Raw genomic sequence first — 18,621 nt, forward strand, 5'->3', positions numbered from 1 at the left:
TCTTGCGATGGATCAGGAGGGGGATTATCTCAGTAGAAACCAGGACTGGCAACCGCAGCCCTTACGCCCCAGCCTCATCGGGGCGTAAGGTTATATGTGTTTTACTCTCACAAGTAAAGTTTTCAGAGGGCGTCGGTCACTATCCTCGGGGTCACGAAGATCAGCAGTTCACGCTTCTTGTTTTCACTGGTGGTTTTCTTGAACAGATAGCCCAACCCGGGGATATCCCCCAGCAGCGGCACCTTACTGACATCACTCTTGATGGTCTGTTGATAGATGCCGCCAAGCACCAGAGTTTCACCGTTGTTGACCAACACCTGGGTGGTGATGGACTGGGCGTTGATGGACACCGCATCCCCGGTTCCGGTCGGCACGGTTTCACCCTTGGTATCCTGAGTCACGGTCAAGTCCAGGATCACCCTGTTGTCCGGAGTGATCTGCGGCGTGACCTTGAGGCTCAGCACCGCCTTCTTGAAGGTGACCGAGGTCGCCCCGCTCGAAGAGGACTCCACATAGGGGATCTCGGTCCCCTGCTCGATCAGGGCCGGCTTCTGGTTGGCCGTGGTGACTCGCGGACTGGCGATGATCTCGGCTTTGCTCTCCTTTTCCAGAGCCGAGAGCTCAAGATCCAAAAGGGTGCCATTGGCAAGACGGGCAACCTGGAACGCCAGGGTGCCGGCCGCGTTGGTCACCGGCAGGTTGACGTTGAGTCTGTCTTCTACGTTGGGGCGAGTGATGGTGGAACTGCCATCATTGTTTCCGGCGCCATCATTACCCTCTATGGTGCCCGAGGTGCCGTTGCCATGACCGTCTGTCTTGGTCACCCCCCAGCGCACCCCCAATGCCTCATCGAAACCATCATCAATGGTCACCATGCGCGCCTCGATCACCACCTGCTTGACCGGGATATCGAGGATATCCAGCATCCGCTTGACGTTGCTGATGACATCCGCCGTGTCCTTGACCACCAGCACATTGGTACGTTCATCCACGCTGACCGCCCCTCTGGGGGAGAGCAGCTTGGTACTCTCGGAGGAGAGCAGGGCCGCCACTTCCGATGCCTTGGCATAGTTGATCTGCAGATACTCGGTGTAGAGGGGAGCGAGATCCGCCACCTGGTTGCGGCTCTCCATCTGCTGTTTCTCGCGAGCGGCAATCTCGTCCGCCGGTGCCACCAGTAGGATGTTGTTGTCCAGCCGTTTGTCCAGCCCTCTGACCTTGAGGATGATGTCCAGCGCCTGCTCCCAGGGCACGCCATCGAGACGCAGCGTGATGTTGCCGGAAACCGAGTCCGTGGTCACCAGGTTCAGATTGTTGAAATCGGCGATGATCTGCAACACGGTACGAACAGGAATATCCTGGAAGTTCAATGAGATGGGCTTGCCTTGGTACTGCTTCGCCGCCGTGGTGGCCACCCGTTTTTTCACCTCGATGATGAACATCTTGTCGGCCTGATCGTAACGGTAGTCAAACTGGCCGTTCACCGAGAGCTCGAACAGGGTGTCATTGCCCTGGCGGAACACCTCCACCTGGGAGACCGGGGTAGCAAAGTCCTGCACATTGATGAGGTTGAGCTGATCATCAGGCACCCGGGTACCGTGGAACTTGGCCAGCACTTTCTGACCACGGCTGCTGACATCCACCGCCGCCGAACTGTTGTCCAGCGTCACAAGGAACTCCCCCTGCCCCTCCTTGCCACGACGAAAATCCACGCCCTTGACCGAGTTGAAGTAGGCGCCACCCATGTTTGCCTGAGACACGGACAACACCGGCTTGCCGGGGGCAACGGGCGAAGGAGCCACGGTAGGCGTGGCAGCCACGGCAGGCTGAGCCTGATACTGGGACTGGTTCTGGGCAACCCGCTGGGTGTCAATCAGCGCAGACTGGGTCACCGGCTGGCTTCTGACGAGCGCAGACTGACCGGCTGCAACAGGCGCCGCCGAGGAGGCGACCGGCTGCCCGGCCTTATCTCCCAGCGCCACCAGCAATTTATTGCCCTGCTGATGGACCTGATAGGGGGTGAGCTGATCGAGGGCGATCTTGATGTCGAGCCCCTGCCCCTTCCCCTCCACCAGGAGGTTGTTCACCCCTTGCTGCTTGATGGGCAGGGGATTGACCGTCAGGGCACCGATGGCCCCGGGTACGTGCAGCAGAAGCTGATTGGGTTCATAGGTCAACCTGTCCGTAAAACCGCTGACCGGTTCGCTGAAGCTGAGCTCCAGCAGGAGTTGATCGGCCAGCAGGGGATTCACCTTGACCTCCTGCAACGCGGGTACTGCCCACACCTGAGTGCATCCGCCCAGCCACAGCAGCGCCACACCGGTCATCCTTCTTATTGTTGTTCTCATCTCTGCTCATCCCTGATCATAGTTTTGCGTCGAGATTGGCCATGGCCAGCTGGGTTTCTCGGGTGACCCAGCATCCTTTGCCATCCGGTACCGTCTCCATCAAGTCAACATGCGTGTTCGTTATCTTGATGACCCTGCCCTGATCCAGCCCCATGTGCTGGTTGAGCCCGACGCGCACGGCTTGCCCGTCCGGGGTTTTGATCAATGCCCACAACTGCCCCTGCTTGCCGATGGAGCCTTTCATGCTCAGGCTGGCAAGCGAGTAGCGTTCCAGCACCTCCTTTTCCCGATTGGCCACTATCTGGGCACAGTCCGGCTTGGCCTTGGCATCCAGCCTGGAACTGGTTTCCGGCTGGGGTGCAATGAACGGACTGCGCTGATCGCTGCGTTGATAGACCATGGGAGAGAAGGGCTTTATCTCCGGCAAAGATTCGATCGGTACCGGCTTTCTGGCCTTGGTCTGTTTGACATACTCATCCATGTCCTCCTGTCCCCCACAGGCCGTCAACAGCAGCGCCGACAAGAGAAGTACGCCCGCTCTCATACTCATGGCTTTTTCTCCACGGTTTTGCCGTTGTACTTGTAGGTCTTGGCCTGCATGGACATACCGATCAGCTCACCCCCCTTCCCCTGGCTGAGCTGGAAAGAATCCAGGATCACGATGCGCGGCAAAGCAGCCATGTCCGCCGTGAACTTGCCAAGTTCGTGATAGGTGCCCACGACCTCGATGCGCATGGGCAGCTCGGTGGAGAACTCGTGTTTCACCTCTGGCTCCCAGTTGATCCTGTTCAATGTCAAACCGTTGTCGGTGGCAATGAAGCTGATGTCATCCAGCAAACCGGCGACTTCGTGGGTGTTGGGCAGCTGTTTGAGCTGGGTGTCGACCAGATGTTCCAGCTGGACCATCTGCTTTCTGTATGCTTCCAGGTTCGCGGCCAGCATGGCCTTGCTCTCGAATTGTCCCTTGAGCTCGGTCTCTTTTGCGGCTTCACGACCCAGGGCCGCCAGGGAATTGGCAATCACGTAGTAATAGAGTGCCCCGCCAAGCAGAGCACAGCAGAAGAAGACAAAGATGCCCTTGGCGATCGGCGGCCAGCGGGCAATGTCATTGAGATCCAGGTCGTTGAGTTGTTGCAGGTTCATTTTTGCCCCTTAGCCACGTTGGGTAGCGCCGTGGCAATCTGGAACATCATGGAGAACTGGCTCAGGGCGATGGGGGCCACCTCGGCCGTGAAGATGGTGCTGAGCTGGGATTGTGTCAGCCAGCCGGAACCGTCGATTCGGCGCATCATGCTGGCAACCCTGCCATAGGCTTCGGTCTTTCCCTTCACATCTATCTTGTTGTTTTGCAAGGCAAGGCTATCAAGATACACCCCGTTGGGGACCAGCACCGGCAGCTGATTGAACAGACGCACAGGGATGTTGCGGCGCATCTGCAATTGCTCGATGAGTTGCATGCGGTCAATCAACTCCTTGCGCCGTTCCTTGAGAAGCCTGATCTCCCCAAGCTGGGTGTCCAGGGTTGCCATCTCCTGCTGCAACCGCTGATTGCGCTGCTGCTGGTAACCGATCTGCTGCTGCACCAGCCAGTCTGCGGCAAAGGCGATGGCTGCCGTCCCCGCCAGGAACAGACCGAACAGGATGCCGAATTGTTTCTTCTGACGCTGCGCCCGAGCCTGCCGCCAGGGCAGAAGGTTTATATTTGACATGGTGTGAAGCTCCTCAGTGCCAGCCCGAGCGCCGTCATGTACTTGGCCCCATGAGTCAGCCCCCCCTCTCCCTGCGGCTTGCCAAAGAGTGCAAAGGGATCGGGGTGCAGCACCTCGCAGTTGAGCTCGCTGCCGATTTGTCCGGCCAGCCCCGGCAGCAGGCTCCCCCCTCCGGTCAGCACCAGCCTGGAGAGCTCCTTGTTCCCCGAGGAGCTGCAAAACAGCTGCACGTTGCGCCGTATCTGCAACACCAGGGTGCTGAGGTGAGGCAACAGGACATCCACCTCATGATCCGCAGGCAAGGAGCCCTGGAGCTTGGCCAGTTCCGCCTCTTCCATACTCATGCTGTAAAAAGAGGCCAATGCCTGGCTGTATTGATCACCACCAAAATTCTGCAACCGGGAATAGATGACCTGGCCCCGTAGCAGGGCGGCGAAAGTCAGGGCGCTGGCACCGATGTCGACGATGCCAACCGGTTTCTCCGAGGTTTGCAGGTCGGGCAAGCAAGCCAGCACGGCGCGTCCGAGCGCATGGGCCCCCACATCCACCACCATGGTCGTCATGCCTGCCTCCGTCAGGGCACTGACCCGGCCACTGACGCTCTCGGTCCGCGCGGCACTGAGCAGGACCTCCTGACGCCCGTTGTCGCTCGCCATGCCGAGGATTTCAAAATCCAGGCTCACTTCGTCGAGGGGAAAGGGGATGAGCTGCTCAGCCTCCAGGTGAACCTGGTTCTCCAGCTCGCTCTCGTTGATGTTGGTATCGACCTGAATGATCTTGGTGATGACGTTGGAACCGGTCACGGCCGTGGCCACGTTCTGGCAATCCCCCTGCACGAGCCGCTTGAGCGACTTGAGGGACTGACTGACCCGTTCAATGTCCTGAAGTTGATAGTCGACCAGCGTTCCTCTTGGCATGGGGATCTCGGCAACCGAACCGAGGTGCACCTTGCCGGGACGTCCGCTGATGGTGACGGCCTTGATGGTTTGACTGCCAAAATCAATGCCCGCCATGGAGACGAGGGATCCCTTACTTAATAGCCCAAACATATACACATCCATGCGTTATTGGGTTTTCGGACTTATTGTAGGACAGCGCGTCATGATGTGACGGCTTAACTCAATATAATGCTCTATCTATCAATGTCATAAAGTTTGTGTCAAAAGTTGACGCCCCTCTCCTTTCGGCCTTGATTGCGGCCCCCTTGGTAATTGTGCCCTGGAGTGCTACCCTCCCGCCTCTTCTCGGGGTCGCCTGTTTGCGGACAGGAAAACCTCGAATCCGCGAGGGTAAAAAGGCTATACTCTGCGCCCGTTGGCTAATTTTAAGACGATTGGTAGTTCTTCCATGCTGAAATGGCTCGTTCGCCTGTTTATTGTCATGATGCTGGGTGCTGTGCTGGGCGTTGCCAGCCTCATCGGCATCTACTTCTACATCAAGCCCCAGTTGCCGGATGTCAGCGCCCTGCGCGATGTCAAACTGGCTACCCCCATGAAGGTCTACAGCCGGGATGGGGAATTGATCTCCCAGTTTGGCGAAATTCGTCGCATCCCCCTGCGGCTGGACGAAATTCCCCAGTCCATGATCGATGCCGTACTCGCCACCGAAGATGCCCGCTTCTATGAGCACCCGGGCATTGACCCCATCGGCATCATCCGTGCCGCCACCGTCTGGGCCGTCTCCGGCCAGGCGCGCCAGGGCGCCAGTACCATTACCCAGCAGGTGGCCCGCAACTTCTTCCTGAGCAACGAGAAGACCCTGGTACGCAAGATCAAGGAAGTATTCCTCGCCTGGCGTATCGAGCAGAACCTCTCCAAGGACGAGATCCTCACCCTCTATCTCAACAAGATCCCCCTCGGCTACCGGGCATTCGGGGTCGGCGCGGCCGCCCAGGTCTACTTCGGCAAGGAGGTCAAGGATCTGACCCTGGACGAGATCGCCATCATCGCGGGTCTCCCCAAGGCCCCCTCCATGCTGAACCCGATCCGTTCCCCGGAGCGCGCCTTCGCCCGCCGCAACGTGGTACTGGGTCGCATGCTGGAAACCGGCAAAATCACCCAGGCCCAGTATGACGAAGCCTCCAAGATGCCGATCAAGGCCCGTTTTCACGGTGCTGAGACCACGCTGAACGCCCCTTATCTGAGCGAGATGGTGCGCCAGAAGATGGTGGAGCAGTTTGGTGAAGATGCCTACACCATGGGGCTGCACGTCTACACCACCGTCACCGCCAAGCGTCAGCGCGCCGCCCATCAGGCGCTGCTGGACGGTGTCTTCGACTACGACACCCGCCACGGCTACCGTGGCCCGACCGCCTTGCTGTGGAAAGCCAGTGAAACGGCCTGGGACTACGAGCAGATCATGGCCCATCTGGCCAAGCAGCCGACCTATCAGCCCCTGATGGCCGCCGTGGTCACCCAGCTCGGCGACAAGAGCGCCACCCTGGTGCTCAAGAATGGCAAACAGGCCGAACTGGGCTGGAATGGCATCAAGTGGGCGCGTGCCTTCATCACCGACGATCGCCAGGGCTTTGCCCCGAAATCGGCGCGGGATGTACTCAAAGTCGGCGCCCAGATCTGGGTCAGGGAGAAAGGGGAAGAGTTGCTGCTCTCCCAGATCCCCGACGTCAACGCCGCCCTGGTGGCCATGAACCCGCAAGACGGCGCCATCGAGGCCCTGGTCGGCGGCTTCAGCTTCGAGCTCTCCAAGTTCAACCGGGTCGATCAGGCCCGTCGTCAGGTCGGCTCCAACATCAAGCCTTTCCTCTATGCCACCGCGCTGGAGCAGGGCTATACCCTGGCGTCCCTCATCAACGATGCACCGATCAACCAGTGGGATCCTGCCAAGGGCCCCATGTGGCAGCCCAAGAACTCGCCCGCCATCTATGAAGGGCCGACCACCTTGCGCCTCGGCCTTGCCAAGTCCAAAAACGTGATGTCGGTCCGCCTGATGCGCGCCATCGGGCTGGATACCTATATCGACGGCCTGACCCGCTTCGGCTTCGCCCGTGATCACATTTCCGCCAACGAATCCCTGGCGCTGGGTGCGGCGGAGTTCACCCCGCTGGAAGTGGTGCGCGGCTACTCGGTGCTGGCCAATGGCGGCTTCCAGGTCACCCCCTACTTCATCACCGAAGTGACCGACAGCTTCGGCACCCCCCTATTCGAGGCCAACCCGGCCGCCGCCTGCCGCGACTGCGGCGTGCTGGCCGCCGCCGGTCTCGACAGCGCGGATGCCTATGCCAATACCACGGCAGACTGGAAGGCCCAGTGCCCCATCGATCCTGTCGTGCCCAACAACATGGCACCGCAGACCATCAGTGCCCAGAGCGCCTTCCTCATCACCGACACCCTGACCACCGCCATCTGGGGTGGCAATGGCTGGCGTGGTACCGGCTGGCGGGCAGCCCGTGACCTCAAGCGTCACGACATCTCGGGCAAGACGGGGACCACCAACGAATCCCGGGATGCCTGGTTCTCCGGCTATACCCCGAATCTGGTGGCCACCTCCTGGATCGGTTTTGACAACCACCAGCGCGGTCTGGGCCGGGCCGAGTTTGGCGGCGGTGCCGCCCAGCCCATCTGGATTGACTTCATGAAGACGGCTCTGCACCAGGTGCCCGAACGCAAGATGCCGGTCCCCGAAGGGATCATGCAGGTCCGCATCGATCGTGAAACCGGTCTGCTGACCAATCGCGCCGATGGCAGTACCACGGAGGAGTTCTTCAAGGAGGGCACAGAGCCCACCCGCTACGCGAGCCAGATCTCCGATGGCAACCAGGTGTATGGCGGTGACGATGCGACCACAGACGGTCCCGTCTCCACCGACGACATCTTCTAGGCCCCCCTGGAAACAACAAAACCGGCGCCGAGGCGCCGGTTTTTGTTTCGGGATGACGAGCGGGCTGCGTCAGCCCAGCAGGGCTTTCATCAGACTCGAGATGCGGGCCGCCAGCTCATTGAAGCAGGGGCGGCGCACCGAGTAGTGACGATAGAGCAGGGAGATGGTGCGCCCCGGCACGGGGTTGATTACCGGGCGATAGCTGACGCCCCCCTCCTCCGGGTTGGCGGGCACGGCGAGCCTGGGCACCAGCGTCATGCCGCTGCCAGCGGCGACCATGTTGCGCAAGGTCTCCAGACTGGTGCCCTTGAAGCGCTGATCCTCACCGATGCCCGCGGCAAAACAGAAACCCATCGCCTGATCCCGCAGGCAGTGACCGTCGGCCAGCATCAGCAATTTCTTGCCCTTGAGATTGTGCAGGGGCACCGCCTTGGCGCTCGCCTCCGGGTGATGCTGAGGCACGGCCAGCCACATGGGCTCCTGATAGAGGGGGATGGCGCCAAACCCCTCCATCCCTTCCAGCTCCGCCAGCACGAGGCAATCCAGCTCCCCCTCCTCCAGCCGCTTGAGCAGCACTTGGGTCTGATCTTCGTAGAGGTAGAACTCCAGCTTGGGGAAGTGTTCACGCAGATCCTGGATGATGTGGGGCAGCAGGTAGGGGCCCACGGTGGGAATAAAACCGATGTGGATCTCGCCGGACATGGGCTCGGCGAAGTGCTGGCCTATGCTCTTGAGCTCTCGCGCCTCTTTGAGCACCTTGCGCGCCTGACGGGCCATGGCATCGCCGGCGGGCGTGAACAGCACCTTGCGGGAGGTGCGCTCGATGAGGATCACTCCCAGTTCATCTTCCAGCTTGCGCAGCTGACCACTCAGGGTCGGCTGGCTGACAAAGCAGCGCTCCGCCGCCTTGCGAAAGTGTTTCTCCTCTTCCAGCGCTACCAGATATTCGAGATCGCGAAGGTTCATAGGTACTGCATCCTGCCGTTCAATGAGGCCGATAGCATGCACAAGAACGGTGCGGGGGACAAGGGAGGCGCGCAGACGGGTCTGCCCTCTCCCTCTCCTTTGACAAGCCGCAGGCGATGGACGAGAGACTCACCCCATCAGGGAGGTGATGTGATCCGCGAACGCCGCTGGCTCTCCCAGATAGGAGGAGACAGGCAGCGCAACGACGCGCTCCCCTTGCATCAATCCCAGAGTCGGGAACCCCTGCCCGCCGAGCCGGCGCAGCCACGCCTGGCTTGTGGCCAGATGGCCCACAAGATCGACCCGACCAAAGGCCAGGGCGAATGCCTCCGGTGTCAGCCCCTGCTCCCGCGCGAGCGCTGCCAGCCGTGTCGGGGAACCGACCCATTCCCCATCCCGGTAGTGGGTTTCCTGGATGCGGTGCAACAAGGCAAGGCCGTCGCCGCCAAGCTCGCTCACCGCCAGCACTGCGCGTATGGGCGGCTCGGAGTCAAGGAGCAGTGACTCGTTGAGCAGGAGCTCGTTGAAGTAGCGCTCACCAAAGCGCTGTCCGGTGAGGGCGTGGATGCGCTCGTCATGGGGGCGCACATAGTCCCGCAGGGGCTGTCCCATGGCCTGGCGCCTGGCGCCCATCCAGAGGCCACCCCCATGCAGTTCGATGCGAAGGCCCGGGATCTCGGCAGCGGCTTTCAGCAGGGGGGCGGCGCCATAGCACCAGCCACAGAGGGGGTCATAGACATAATGGAGAGTTGTTTGCGCTTCGTTCATCATCATTCTCGCTTCAAGGCTGGATAAAAAACCGGGCCCTCGGGCCCGGTAAAAAACACAGGGAAGTAGGCGTCAGGGAGTTACCACTTCATCTCGCCGGTATTGACCTTGGCACCGATGGCCAGACCATCGTCGACCGGCAGGGAGGGGTAAGCCTTCTTCAGCGCTTCAACCAGCTGGCCGGAGTGCTTGGCTTTGGCCAGCTCCTGCTCAAAGCGCTGCACGTAGTCACGGGTGAAGGTCACGGCTTCGGTACCCTTGGGCGCAGTCCCCAGGAAGTGACCCGGCACCACGCGCTCGGGTTTCAGGGCCAGCAGCTTGTTCAGTGCCTTGACCCAGTGGCTGCGAGCGGCCTTGGACTGGCTGTCCGCCATCCAGACGTGCACGCCGCTGTAGACCGGCACACCACCAAAGGCCGTCTTGATGGAAGGGGCCCAGAGGTAGGCATTCGGGGTGTTCATCTCTTTGATTTCAATCTTCTCGCCATCCAGGGTCAGGTGGCTGGCCGTCATCACTTGCGGCACGGTCAGGCTCTTGGGTACATCCTTGCCCAGGATCGGGCCCCAGTAGCTCAGCTTGGCATCCTTGGTCTGCTTGATATGGTCGACCACATGCTGGTCGGCCAGCACCTTGACATCCGGGAACGCCGCCATGACGGGTTCCAGACCGAAGTAGAAGTCGGGGTCACCGGCACTGATATAGACAGTGGTCAGCTTCTTGCCGCTCTTCTTGATCATGTCCACCAGCGCCTGGCCATGTTGCACGTCGAACTGGGCATCGATCAGGATGGCCTCTTTGTCACCGGTTACCAGTGAGGAGGAGACGGGGAAGATCGCCTTCTCGCCGGGGTTGTAGACGGTCACGGTCAGGGGGGCCGCCAGGGCGGATCCCGTCATCAGGAGGCTGGTCAGGGTCAGGGTACGCAGTGTGTTGTTCATCAGATAACGCTCATCGGTGTGGATTAATGGAATAAGCGCAGTTTATTGCATCACCATCGATACAAATACCGTATAATAAGCGCATAACTGTTGCACAAATCGAGCATATAGGGGCACAAGATGGATAGGCTGACCGCATTGCGGGTCTTCGTCTGCGTCGTGGAACAGGGCAGCCTGAGCGGCGCCGGGGAGAAACTGGAGATGTCCCGCGCCATGGTGTCGCGCTACCTGGCCGAGCTGGAACGCTGGATGGGGGCCAGATTGCTGCACCGCACCACCCGCCGGCTGAGCCTGACCGGGCCGGGAGAAGAGGCGCTGAACCGGGCCAGAGCCATGCTGGCCCTGGGGGAAGAGATGGAACACCTGGCCATCCGCCATGACGAGGCCCCCAAGGGGCAACTGCGCATCACCAGCAGCTACTCTCTCTCCGAAGCCCTGCTGGTCGGGGCGGCGAACGACTACCTGGCCCGTTACCCCGGCACGGCGATCGACATCCTGCTGCTGGACCGGACGGTCAATCTGGTGGAGGAGCGAATCGATCTCGCCCTGCGCATCACCAACGACCTCGATCCCAACCTGGTGGCCCGCAGGCTCGGCACCTGCCACTCGGTGGTGTGCGCCAGCCCCGCCTACCTGGCCCGCCATGCTCCGCCGCAGCAGGTGCAGGATCTGGCACTGCACAACTGCCTCACCTACACCTATTTCGGCAAGAGCTTGTGGGAGTTTCTGGGGCCCGATGGTCCCGAATCCGTCCCGGTGAGCGGCAACCTCAGCGCCAACATCTCCAACCTGCTGCTGGCCGCCACCCTGGACGGGGCGGGGATCAGCCTGCAACCCGCCTACTCGGTTCACCCCCATCTGGCAAGCGGCGCCCTGGTCCCCCTGCTCACCCCGTGGCAGCCCAAGCGCCTCGGCGTCTATGCCGTTTATGGCACCCGCAAACAGATGTCCCCCCTGCTGCGCAGCTTCCTCGACTTTCTCGTGGAGCGGATGGCGGACGATCCCCTGTGGCAGGAAGCCCCTCCCTCTCTCTGATCCCTGCGAGCCGCACAAAAAAGGGGCCTAGCGGCCCCTCTTTGCTCCATCCTGTGCCAGGTCAGGCTTCGAAACCGAATGCCTTGACCGGGGTCTCTCCCTCCTCGGCCTCCTGCTCCTCCAGATAGATGTCGTGATAGGCGGCATAGATGGAGTAGTTGATGGCAGGCAGCACCACCAGCAGGCCCACCAGCATCAGAAGTGCGCCAAAGAAGATCAGCACGGCCCCGAGCAGCCCCCACCAGAGGAAGGGCCACATGTTGCGCAGACATCCCTTGAAGCTGAGCCTGGCTGCCTGCCAGACCCCGACCTGATGGAAGAGGATAAGGGCGGGGGCGAAGGTGATGGCCATCAGCACGGGAACGAACAGTGCCAATCCCACCAGGGCGCAGACGAGGAAGCCCCGTGCCTGCTCCGGGGTCAGCGCCAGGGAGCCCGGATCCGCGGACAACAGGCCGGTGAGTCCCCACTGGTGCAGCAGGAACACGCAGATCATCAGGATCCCCATGATGAGGCCGAGCACCATCAGGCCCCCCAGCATCAAGGGGGTCAACCGATGGCGGAAACCGGCAAAGAAGTCGCCAAATTGCAGCGCCTCGCCTTGGTGACCCCGCCGCGCCACCGCCACCCAGCCAGCCCCCCACACCATGTAGAGCAACTGGGAGATCAAGCCCCCCGCCGGCAGTTGATCCAGCACGATGCCCACCACAAACCAGAGCACTATCATCGCCACGCTGGCACCCATCCCCTTGTTGAAGATGTCGAATCCGGTGCGGATCCAGATCCAGCCCTGTCCTATGCCATGGCGTTTGGGTTCGTGGCGCAGGGCCCTGTCACTGTTCATCATTGACCTCGTCGAAAAATAGGGGCGAAGCGGCGTCTCCTCAGGGCACGCTCACCGTGACCATGATGGGGCCGGTGCGTGCTACCTGGCCCGGCAGCCGGGTCGGGTAGAGCCTCACCTTGTGGTCGGTGGCCTGGGTAGCCGCCGAGTAGGGTACCGCGATGGCGGTATCGAATGGAATAGGGGTCAGGGCCCCCTGCTCGACCATGCCCACCCCGACACCGGCCAGGCTGATGGTGATGAAGCAGTTGTCGCTCGTGAGCGCCCCCAAGATGCGGTAGCGCAGCGGCCCCCTGATCAGGCTGGCAAGGTCGAAGGGAAAGCAGGCACCCGCAACCAGAGCATTCACCTCGCTGCAATGGCGTGTCCGTTGCGTCCTTCTGGGCCGCAGCCGATGAGTTTATCGGCCACGGTTGACGGACAGCACCGCCAGAATGTGGCATCATCTCCCCCCTCTTGCTTTCCCCCTGATCCGATGGAGCCATCATGCGCCGCCTCTTCTTTCTTCTCCTGCTGCTCGGCAGCCCTGCGCTTCACGCCGAACCGGGGTTTATCAGCCGCCTGCTCAACCACCCGGTGCCGGGGGGCGTGGCCGTGGTACCACTGGGAAGCGGGGCCAAGGCGCCCGCAGTGCGCTATCAGGACAAGCCTGTGCTGGTGGTACAGGAAGACGGGAAGACGTGGATCGCCATCGTCGGCATCCCGCTCAAGAGCGCGCCCGGCCCCCATCAGGTGACCACCAGCGATGGCCGCACCTTGAGTTTCAAAGTCGGCACCAAGCACTACCGTGAGCAGCACATCAAGCTCAAGAACAGCCGCCAGGTCAATCCGCTGGCCGAAGACATGACCCGCATCAACCGGGAGCTTGCCGAACAGACCCGCGCCTACCAGACCTTCAGCCCGGCTCAGCCGAGCAACCTGCTGTTTGACAAGCCGGTCCAGGGCCCGCTCTCCAGCCCCTTCGGGCTGCGCCGCTTCTTCAACGGCGAGGAGCGCAACCCCCACTCCGGCCTCGACTTCGCGGTCGGAGCCGGCACTCCCATCAAGGCACCAGCCGCTGGCAAGGTCATCCTCATCGGCAACTACTTCTTCAACGGCAATACGGTGTTCGTCGACCACGGCCAAGGCCTCATCAGCATGTTCTGTCACATGTCGAAGGTGGACGTGAAGCTGGGCCAGAGCCTGCCCCGCGGCGGCATCGTCGGCCGGGTCGGCGCCACCGGCCGCGCCACCGGTCCCCACATGCACTGGAACGTCAGCCTCAACGACGCCCGCGTCGACCCCGCCATCTTTATCGGCGCCTTCAAGCCCTGAGGCCGGCGACCTGCTGCCCACAGGCAGGGGCACTCAAAATGAAAAAGGCAGCCGAGGCTGCCTTTTTCATGGACGCATGACCACATCTCAGGCAGCGCTGTGCTGGCGCCCCTCCCTGTTCATCGCCCGCCACATCACCAGGACCAGCAGAGTGCTGCAAGTGGGCAGCGCCAGCCAGACACCGGCCACTCCCCACAGGGAGGAGAAGCCCCACAGGAAACCGCCGATCAGCACCAGCTTGCCGCCGGTGAGCAGGGAAGCGATGCGGGCCCGGTTGATGGCCTGGAAATAGGTGGCCCCCACCAGCAGCAAGCCCTCCATGGGCAGTCCCCAGAAGTAGAGCCAGATACCGAGGCTGGCCACCGGCAACAGGGCAGCATTGTCCCCCGCAAACAGATAAACCACTGCCTCCGGCCACAGATACAGCGGGATCATCCCGCACAGTGCCACCGCCATGGTCACTCCCAATGCCAGGTTACGCACCCGCAGCACCCGTGCCCAGTTGCCCGCCCCGGCATTGAAGCTGGCGATGGGTTGGATGCCCATGGCGATCCCCTCGAAGATGAGATAGAAGAAGGCCTCGCTGTAGCTGATGACCCCATAGGCGGCCACGTGCAGCGAAGTGCCCACCGAGAGCAGCGCCTTGTTGTGCAGCGCCAGCACCACCGAGAGGTAGAGGTACATCAGAAAACTCGACACCCCGAGTCGCAATGTCTCCCCCATCAGCCGCCAGTCGGGCACCAGGGTATCCCAGCGAATGCGCAACTGGCTGCGGGGGGTGAAGAAGTGCCACAGGCACAGGCCCCCGGTGACCGCCTGGGAGAGCATGGTCGCGATGGCGGCCCCCGCCAGCCCCCAGGGGATCACCGCCATCAGCAGGTAGTCGAGCAGCACGTTGAGCACGCCGCCCCCCACCAGGATCCAGGTGGTGAGGCCGGGTCGCCCGTCGTTGCGCAGCAGGGCGGTAAAGGCCATGGAGAGCACCGCGAACACCCCGAGCCAGGCGTACCACTGCAGATAGGCGAAGCCTGCGTCGAAGATGACCCCCTGCGCCCCCATCCAGACAAGCATGGCCTCGCCGTAACGAATGCCAATGAAGGCGAGCAGCGCGGAGGCGATGAGCACCATCACCAGGGCATTGCCGACGATGTGGCGCGCCCTGGCCTGCTCCCCCTTGCCCAGATAGAAAGAGGCCAGCGACGAGGATCCCATGCCGATCAGGGCCCCTACCGCGTAGAGCACGGCGCAGATGGGGTACGCCAGCATCATGCCGGCCAGCCCGTCCTGGCCCAGGATATGGCCGACAAAGATGCCGTCTATGGTGACATAGATGCCGGTGACCAGCATGGCGGCCACCGTGGGGGTGACGTAACGCAAGAAGAGGCGGGAAAGGGGGGCCGTGCCCAGATCGACGGAGGACATAAATTGCTCAATGAAGGGGAACGGCCAGAATAATAGCCAAACAAGACCCGGATCACCCGTTATTTGTGCCGTGGATCATTCATCTTGAGGGCTTTACCCGCCCCGGCCCCTGCTTTAGGCTAGGGCGACTTCTCCTGAACGGAAACGTGCGCCATGTTGCAACGCCTGCTCTGTCTGATGCTCTGTCTCAGCCTGTTCCCCTTCTCCGCTGTCCAGGCTGATGATGCCATCACTCAGGTAGAGGAGCTGCTGCAAAGCATCCCCAAGACGGATACCCCGGAAAACCAGCAACTGCGGGAGAGCTACCAGCAGGCGCTGCAATATGCCCGGGATGCCCAGCGCTACCGGGAACAGGGCAAGGCCTACCAGCAGATCCTCATCGACTACCCCAAGGAGTCCGCCCGTCTCAAGGAGGGGCTGCACAACTATCAGCCCCAGTCCCGCCCGTCCCTCTCCTCCCTCAAGGAGGATGCCCTGCGCCAGGCCATCAGCCTGAGCAGCAACCGCCAGCTCAACCTGCGCAAGGAGCGTCAGGCGGTGACCGACAGCCTTAACCAGCTGGAGAGCACGGGCCAGGAGTATCACCTGCGGGTCGACGAGTTGCGCAAGCAGTTGCTCCAGACCCGCTCCCTGCTCGATCGCCTGAGCTTCAGCAACGAGTCGGACAGGTTGCAGGAGGCCCAGCAACTGGCCACCCGACTCAAAGAGCAGAGCCTCTCCGACCGGATCCAGATGCTGGAGCTGGAGCAGCTCTCCGCCCAGCAGCGCAACGATCTGGGCAAGCTCAAGCTGCAGGAGCTCAACCTCGCCATCACCGACGAGGATGAGTGGCAGACCAGTCTGCTTGCCCAGCAGAACCAGCTGCGCCGGGACAAGACCGAGCAGGCCCTGGCCGAGAGCGAACGCCTGCGCCGCCAGCTCACCTCTGACCTCCCCCTCTTGCAGGAGCAACAGCAGCAAAACCAGGCCCTCTCCCTGCAACTGGGGGCCCTCGAGGACCAGATTGAACGGGTGCAGGACGAGCAACGGGGGGTGGACACCTCCCTCTCCGGGCTCAACGAGCTGGTCAATTCGGTGCGCGAACAGCTGGAGTGGTTGCAGATAAGCAACGCCTACGGCGAGAACCTGCGCAGCAAGCTGGCCGATCTGCCCGCCTACTTCCCGCTGGAGCGGCTGGAGTCCGCCATCGTCAAGGCGCGCATGGCCAAATACCAGTACGAGACCGAGCAGGATGCCCTGAAGGATCCGGTGCAACTGCGCAACAGCCTGCTCAGTGGAGACGGCATCACCCTGGACAGGGCCCAGCGCGCCGTGCTGGACAACCTGCTCAAGGCGAGACGGCAACTACTGACCCGGCTCAACGATGCCTCCGACACCCTCATTCAGGAGCAGACCCGCCTCAAGCTGCTCTACAGCCGCCAGAACAGCAAGATCGACGAGATCCGCGAACTCAGTGCCAGTCATCTGTTCTGGATGCCGGACGTGCGCCCCCTGAGCCCGGCGGTGCTGCTCGGCGTCCCGGCCGCCCTCGGCCTTGCCTTCAACCCGGCCAACTGGCTGCAACTGCCCAGGGCCATCGCCGAGAACAACCCCCTGAGCCTGACCCTGGCTGGCCTCGGGCTGCTGGGGCTGGCCTGGTGCTGGCTGAAACTGGCTCGCCACCTCCTTCAATACAGCCAGTACATTGCCCCGCGCATCGGCAAGGTAACCCAGGACAAGTTCAGCCTCACCAGCCGATTGCTGGTGCGCTCCGTGCTCGCCGCCCTGCCGCTGCCCGCCATGGTGCTCATGGTGCACGGCCTGCTGGACGGCGCCTGGCAATATCCCTTCGCGGTGGCGGTGGCCCGGGGCCTGGGTGAAATCTGGTTCCTGCTGCTGGCCCTGCTGGTGGCGCGCCACCTCACCCTGGAGAAGGGGATCCTCATCCTCCACTTCCGCTGGCAGAAGGAGCGGGTGCAGCGAGTATGGGGACAATTTCGTACCCTGCTGCTGGTGCTGATCCCGAGCTTCTTCGTGCAGGGTATGGCGAGCAGCTATCAGGAACACGCCTTCTACGACTCCCTGGGACGCCTCGCCTTCATCATCGGGGCCCTCTGGCTGCTGCTCTTCTTTGCCCGCCTCAACCGGGAAAAACTGCCTCTCACTTGGGGTCAGGCAGACATGACCAAGCCCCATCTGCTGCACCACTTCATCTGGAACAGCCTGATGCTGGCCCCGCTGCTGGCGGTGCTGGGCGCCCTGTTCGGCTACTTCTACACCTCCCGCACCCTGCTGCGCCAGCTGGAGCTGAGCCTGCTGGCGGGACTCGGCTGCCTGCTCGTCTACTATCTGGCCCACCGCTGGATGCTGATCCAGCGCCGCCGACTCGCCTTCGATCGCGCCAAGCAGAAGCGGGCCGAGATCCTGGCGCAGCGGGAGCGGGAAGAGGACGATCTCAGCTCCGAGATCCCCGATGTGGTGGAGGAGCCCGAGCTGGATCTGGATACCATCAGCGCCCAGTCCCTCGGCCTGGTGCGCACCCTGCTGATGCTGGGCTTCACCATGCTGGTGGTGGTGCAATGGTCGGATCTCAACTCGGCATTCAGCTTCCTCAGCAGCATCGAGGTGTGGCAGGTGAGCAGCAAGGTGGCCGGCATCGAGCAGCTCTCCGCCATCACCCTGCAGGATCTGATGCTGACCGTCTTCGCCTTCATCCTGACTGTGGTCACCGCCCGCAACCTGCCAGGGTTGATGGAGCTCACCCTGCTCCAGCATCTGAGCCTCTCCCCCGGCACCGGCTTCGCCCTCACCACGGTGAGCAAGTACCTAGTACTGCTGATTGGCGCTCTCACCGGCTTCTCCATGCTCGGCATCGACTGGTCCAAGACCCAGTGGCTGGTGGCGGCACTCTCCGTGGGGCTGGGCTTCGGCTTGCAGGAGATCTTCGCCAACTTCGTCTCCGGCCTCATCATCCTGTTCGAAAAACCGATCCGCCTGGGTGACACCGTCACCATCCGGGATCTCACCGGCACCGTCACCAAGATCAAGACCCGCGCCACCACCATAGTGGACTGGGACAGGAAGGAGATCATCGTCCCCAACAAGGCCTTCATCACCGAGCAGTTCATCAACTGGTCCCTGTCCGATGCCATCACCCGGGTCCGCTTGCGCATTCGCATCGGCCTGACCCAGAATCCCAAGCAGGTACAGCAACTGCTGGAGCAGAGCGTGCGCGAATCCACCCTGGTGCTGGATACGCCCACCCCGGAGGTGTTCCTCATCGAGTTCACCGACTCGGCCCTCATCTACGAGATCCGGCTCTACGTCAACAACATGGATCACCGGATGCCCATTACGCACGAGGTACATTCCCTGATCCTGGAGAAACTCGGCCAGGTCGGCATGCATCTGCCACATCAGCAGATCGACATCCGGATGAGCCGGGGATGAAGCCCCCAAAG

15 protein-coding genes are annotated in these 18,621 nt (G+C 62.0%); 4 read left to right on the forward strand and 11 right to left on the reverse strand.

What is annotated here, in order from left to right; all coding sequences use genetic code 11:
• Positions 1-122 precede the first annotated feature (122 nt).
• From PG879_RS02305 to tapM, 5 genes are read right to left on the reverse strand one after another with little or no spacing between them, the layout of a single operon-like run.
• Positions 123-2,348: a type IV pilus secretin PilQ gene (locus tag PG879_RS02305; protein ID WP_128344347.1), complete on the reverse strand. Its 2,226-nt coding sequence runs from the start codon at positions 2,346-2,348 to the stop codon at positions 123-125.
• A gap of 16 nt (positions 2,349-2,364) precedes the next feature.
• Positions 2,365-2,892 carry a pilus assembly protein PilP gene (locus tag PG879_RS02310; RefSeq protein ID WP_029314119.1) on the reverse strand — a complete coding sequence of 176 codons (528 nt, stop codon included), beginning with the start codon at positions 2,890-2,892 and terminating at the stop codon, positions 2,365-2,367.
• Positions 2,893-2,894: 2 nt separating this feature from the next.
• Entirely contained in the window at positions 2,895-3,491 is a 597-nt protein-coding gene (tapO, locus tag PG879_RS02315) for a PilO family type IV pilus biogenesis protein TapO (protein WP_041212566.1), read from the reverse strand.
• The gene (tapN, locus tag PG879_RS02320; protein WP_039039579.1) at positions 3,488-4,057 is read right to left on the reverse strand and encodes a PilN family type IV pilus biogenesis protein TapN; all 570 of its coding nucleotides are present in this window, start codon (positions 4,055-4,057) and stop codon (positions 3,488-3,490) included. The genes tapO and tapN overlap by 4 nt, the downstream gene beginning before the upstream one ends.
• A complete protein-coding gene (gene tapM / locus PG879_RS02325) occupies positions 4,045-5,106 on the reverse strand; it encodes a PilM family type IVa pilus assembly protein TapM (RefSeq protein WP_164884753.1) in 1,062 nt (353 codons plus the stop codon). The genes tapN and tapM overlap by 13 nt, the downstream gene beginning before the upstream one ends.
• A gap of 298 nt (positions 5,107-5,404) precedes the next feature.
• On the opposite strand from tapM, the gene PG879_RS02330 reads away from it, so the two are divergent.
• Positions 5,405-7,894 carry a penicillin-binding protein 1A gene (locus tag PG879_RS02330; RefSeq protein WP_270829653.1) on the forward strand — a complete coding sequence of 830 codons (2,490 nt, stop codon included), beginning with the start codon at positions 5,405-5,407 and terminating at the stop codon, positions 7,892-7,894.
• Positions 7,895-7,963: 69 nt separating this feature from the next.
• Here PG879_RS02330 and oxyR read toward each other — a convergent pair whose 3' ends face one another.
• The 3 genes from oxyR to PG879_RS02345 form a co-directional block, all read right to left on the reverse strand.
• Positions 7,964-8,860, reverse strand: a complete 897-nt coding sequence (gene oxyR, locus PG879_RS02335) for a DNA-binding transcriptional regulator OxyR (RefSeq protein ID WP_010673817.1) — start codon at positions 8,858-8,860, stop codon at positions 7,964-7,966.
• 129 nt (positions 8,861-8,989) lie between these two features.
• Positions 8,990-9,634, reverse strand: coding sequence for a DsbA family protein (locus PG879_RS02340; RefSeq protein ID WP_043155970.1), 645 nt, complete (start codon positions 9,632-9,634; stop codon positions 8,990-8,992).
• A 74-nt stretch (positions 9,635-9,708) separates the two neighbouring features.
• Positions 9,709-10,566 (reverse strand): Vmh family MBL fold metallo-hydrolase, encoded by an 858-nt coding sequence (locus tag PG879_RS02345; RefSeq protein WP_270829655.1) that lies wholly within the window; start codon positions 10,564-10,566, stop codon positions 9,709-9,711.
• A gap of 120 nt (positions 10,567-10,686) precedes the next feature.
• On the opposite strand from PG879_RS02345, the gene PG879_RS02350 reads away from it, so the two are divergent.
• On the forward strand, positions 10,687-11,601 hold the full coding sequence (locus tag PG879_RS02350) for a LysR family transcriptional regulator (RefSeq protein WP_041215629.1): 915 nt from the start codon (positions 10,687-10,689) through the stop codon (positions 11,599-11,601).
• Between the two features lie 61 nt (positions 11,602-11,662).
• Here the strand turns inward: PG879_RS02350 and PG879_RS02355 are convergent, their stop codons facing one another.
• Both PG879_RS02355 and PG879_RS02360 read right to left on the reverse strand, forming a co-directional pair.
• A complete protein-coding gene (locus PG879_RS02355) occupies positions 11,663-12,445 on the reverse strand; it encodes a BPSS1780 family membrane protein (protein WP_270829656.1) in 783 nt (260 codons plus the stop codon).
• A gap of 40 nt (positions 12,446-12,485) precedes the next feature.
• A complete protein-coding gene (locus PG879_RS02360) occupies positions 12,486-12,794 on the reverse strand; it encodes a hypothetical protein (RefSeq protein ID WP_270829657.1) in 309 nt (102 codons plus the stop codon).
• A 137-nt stretch (positions 12,795-12,931) separates the two neighbouring features.
• Here PG879_RS02360 and PG879_RS02365 point away from each other — a divergent pair, with 137 nt between their 5' ends.
• Positions 12,932-13,759 (forward strand): M23 family metallopeptidase, encoded by an 828-nt coding sequence (locus tag PG879_RS02365; protein ID WP_010673811.1) that lies wholly within the window; start codon positions 12,932-12,934, stop codon positions 13,757-13,759.
• Positions 13,760-13,846: 87 nt separating this feature from the next.
• Here PG879_RS02365 and PG879_RS02370 read toward each other — a convergent pair whose 3' ends face one another.
• Positions 13,847-15,181 (reverse strand): MATE family efflux transporter, encoded by a 1,335-nt coding sequence (locus PG879_RS02370; RefSeq protein WP_042880248.1) that lies wholly within the window; start codon positions 15,179-15,181, stop codon positions 13,847-13,849.
• A 153-nt stretch (positions 15,182-15,334) separates the two neighbouring features.
• On the opposite strand from PG879_RS02370, the gene mscM reads away from it, so the two are divergent.
• A complete protein-coding gene (mscM, locus tag PG879_RS02375; protein WP_270829658.1) occupies positions 15,335-18,610 on the forward strand; it encodes a miniconductance mechanosensitive channel MscM in 3,276 nt (1,091 codons plus the stop codon).
• The last annotated feature ends 11 nt before the right edge of the window (positions 18,611-18,621 follow it).

The sequence above is a fragment of the Aeromonas sp. QDB63 genome (assembly GCF_027707425.1).
Lineage (GTDB): Bacteria > Pseudomonadota > Gammaproteobacteria > Enterobacterales > Aeromonadaceae > Aeromonas > Aeromonas caviae.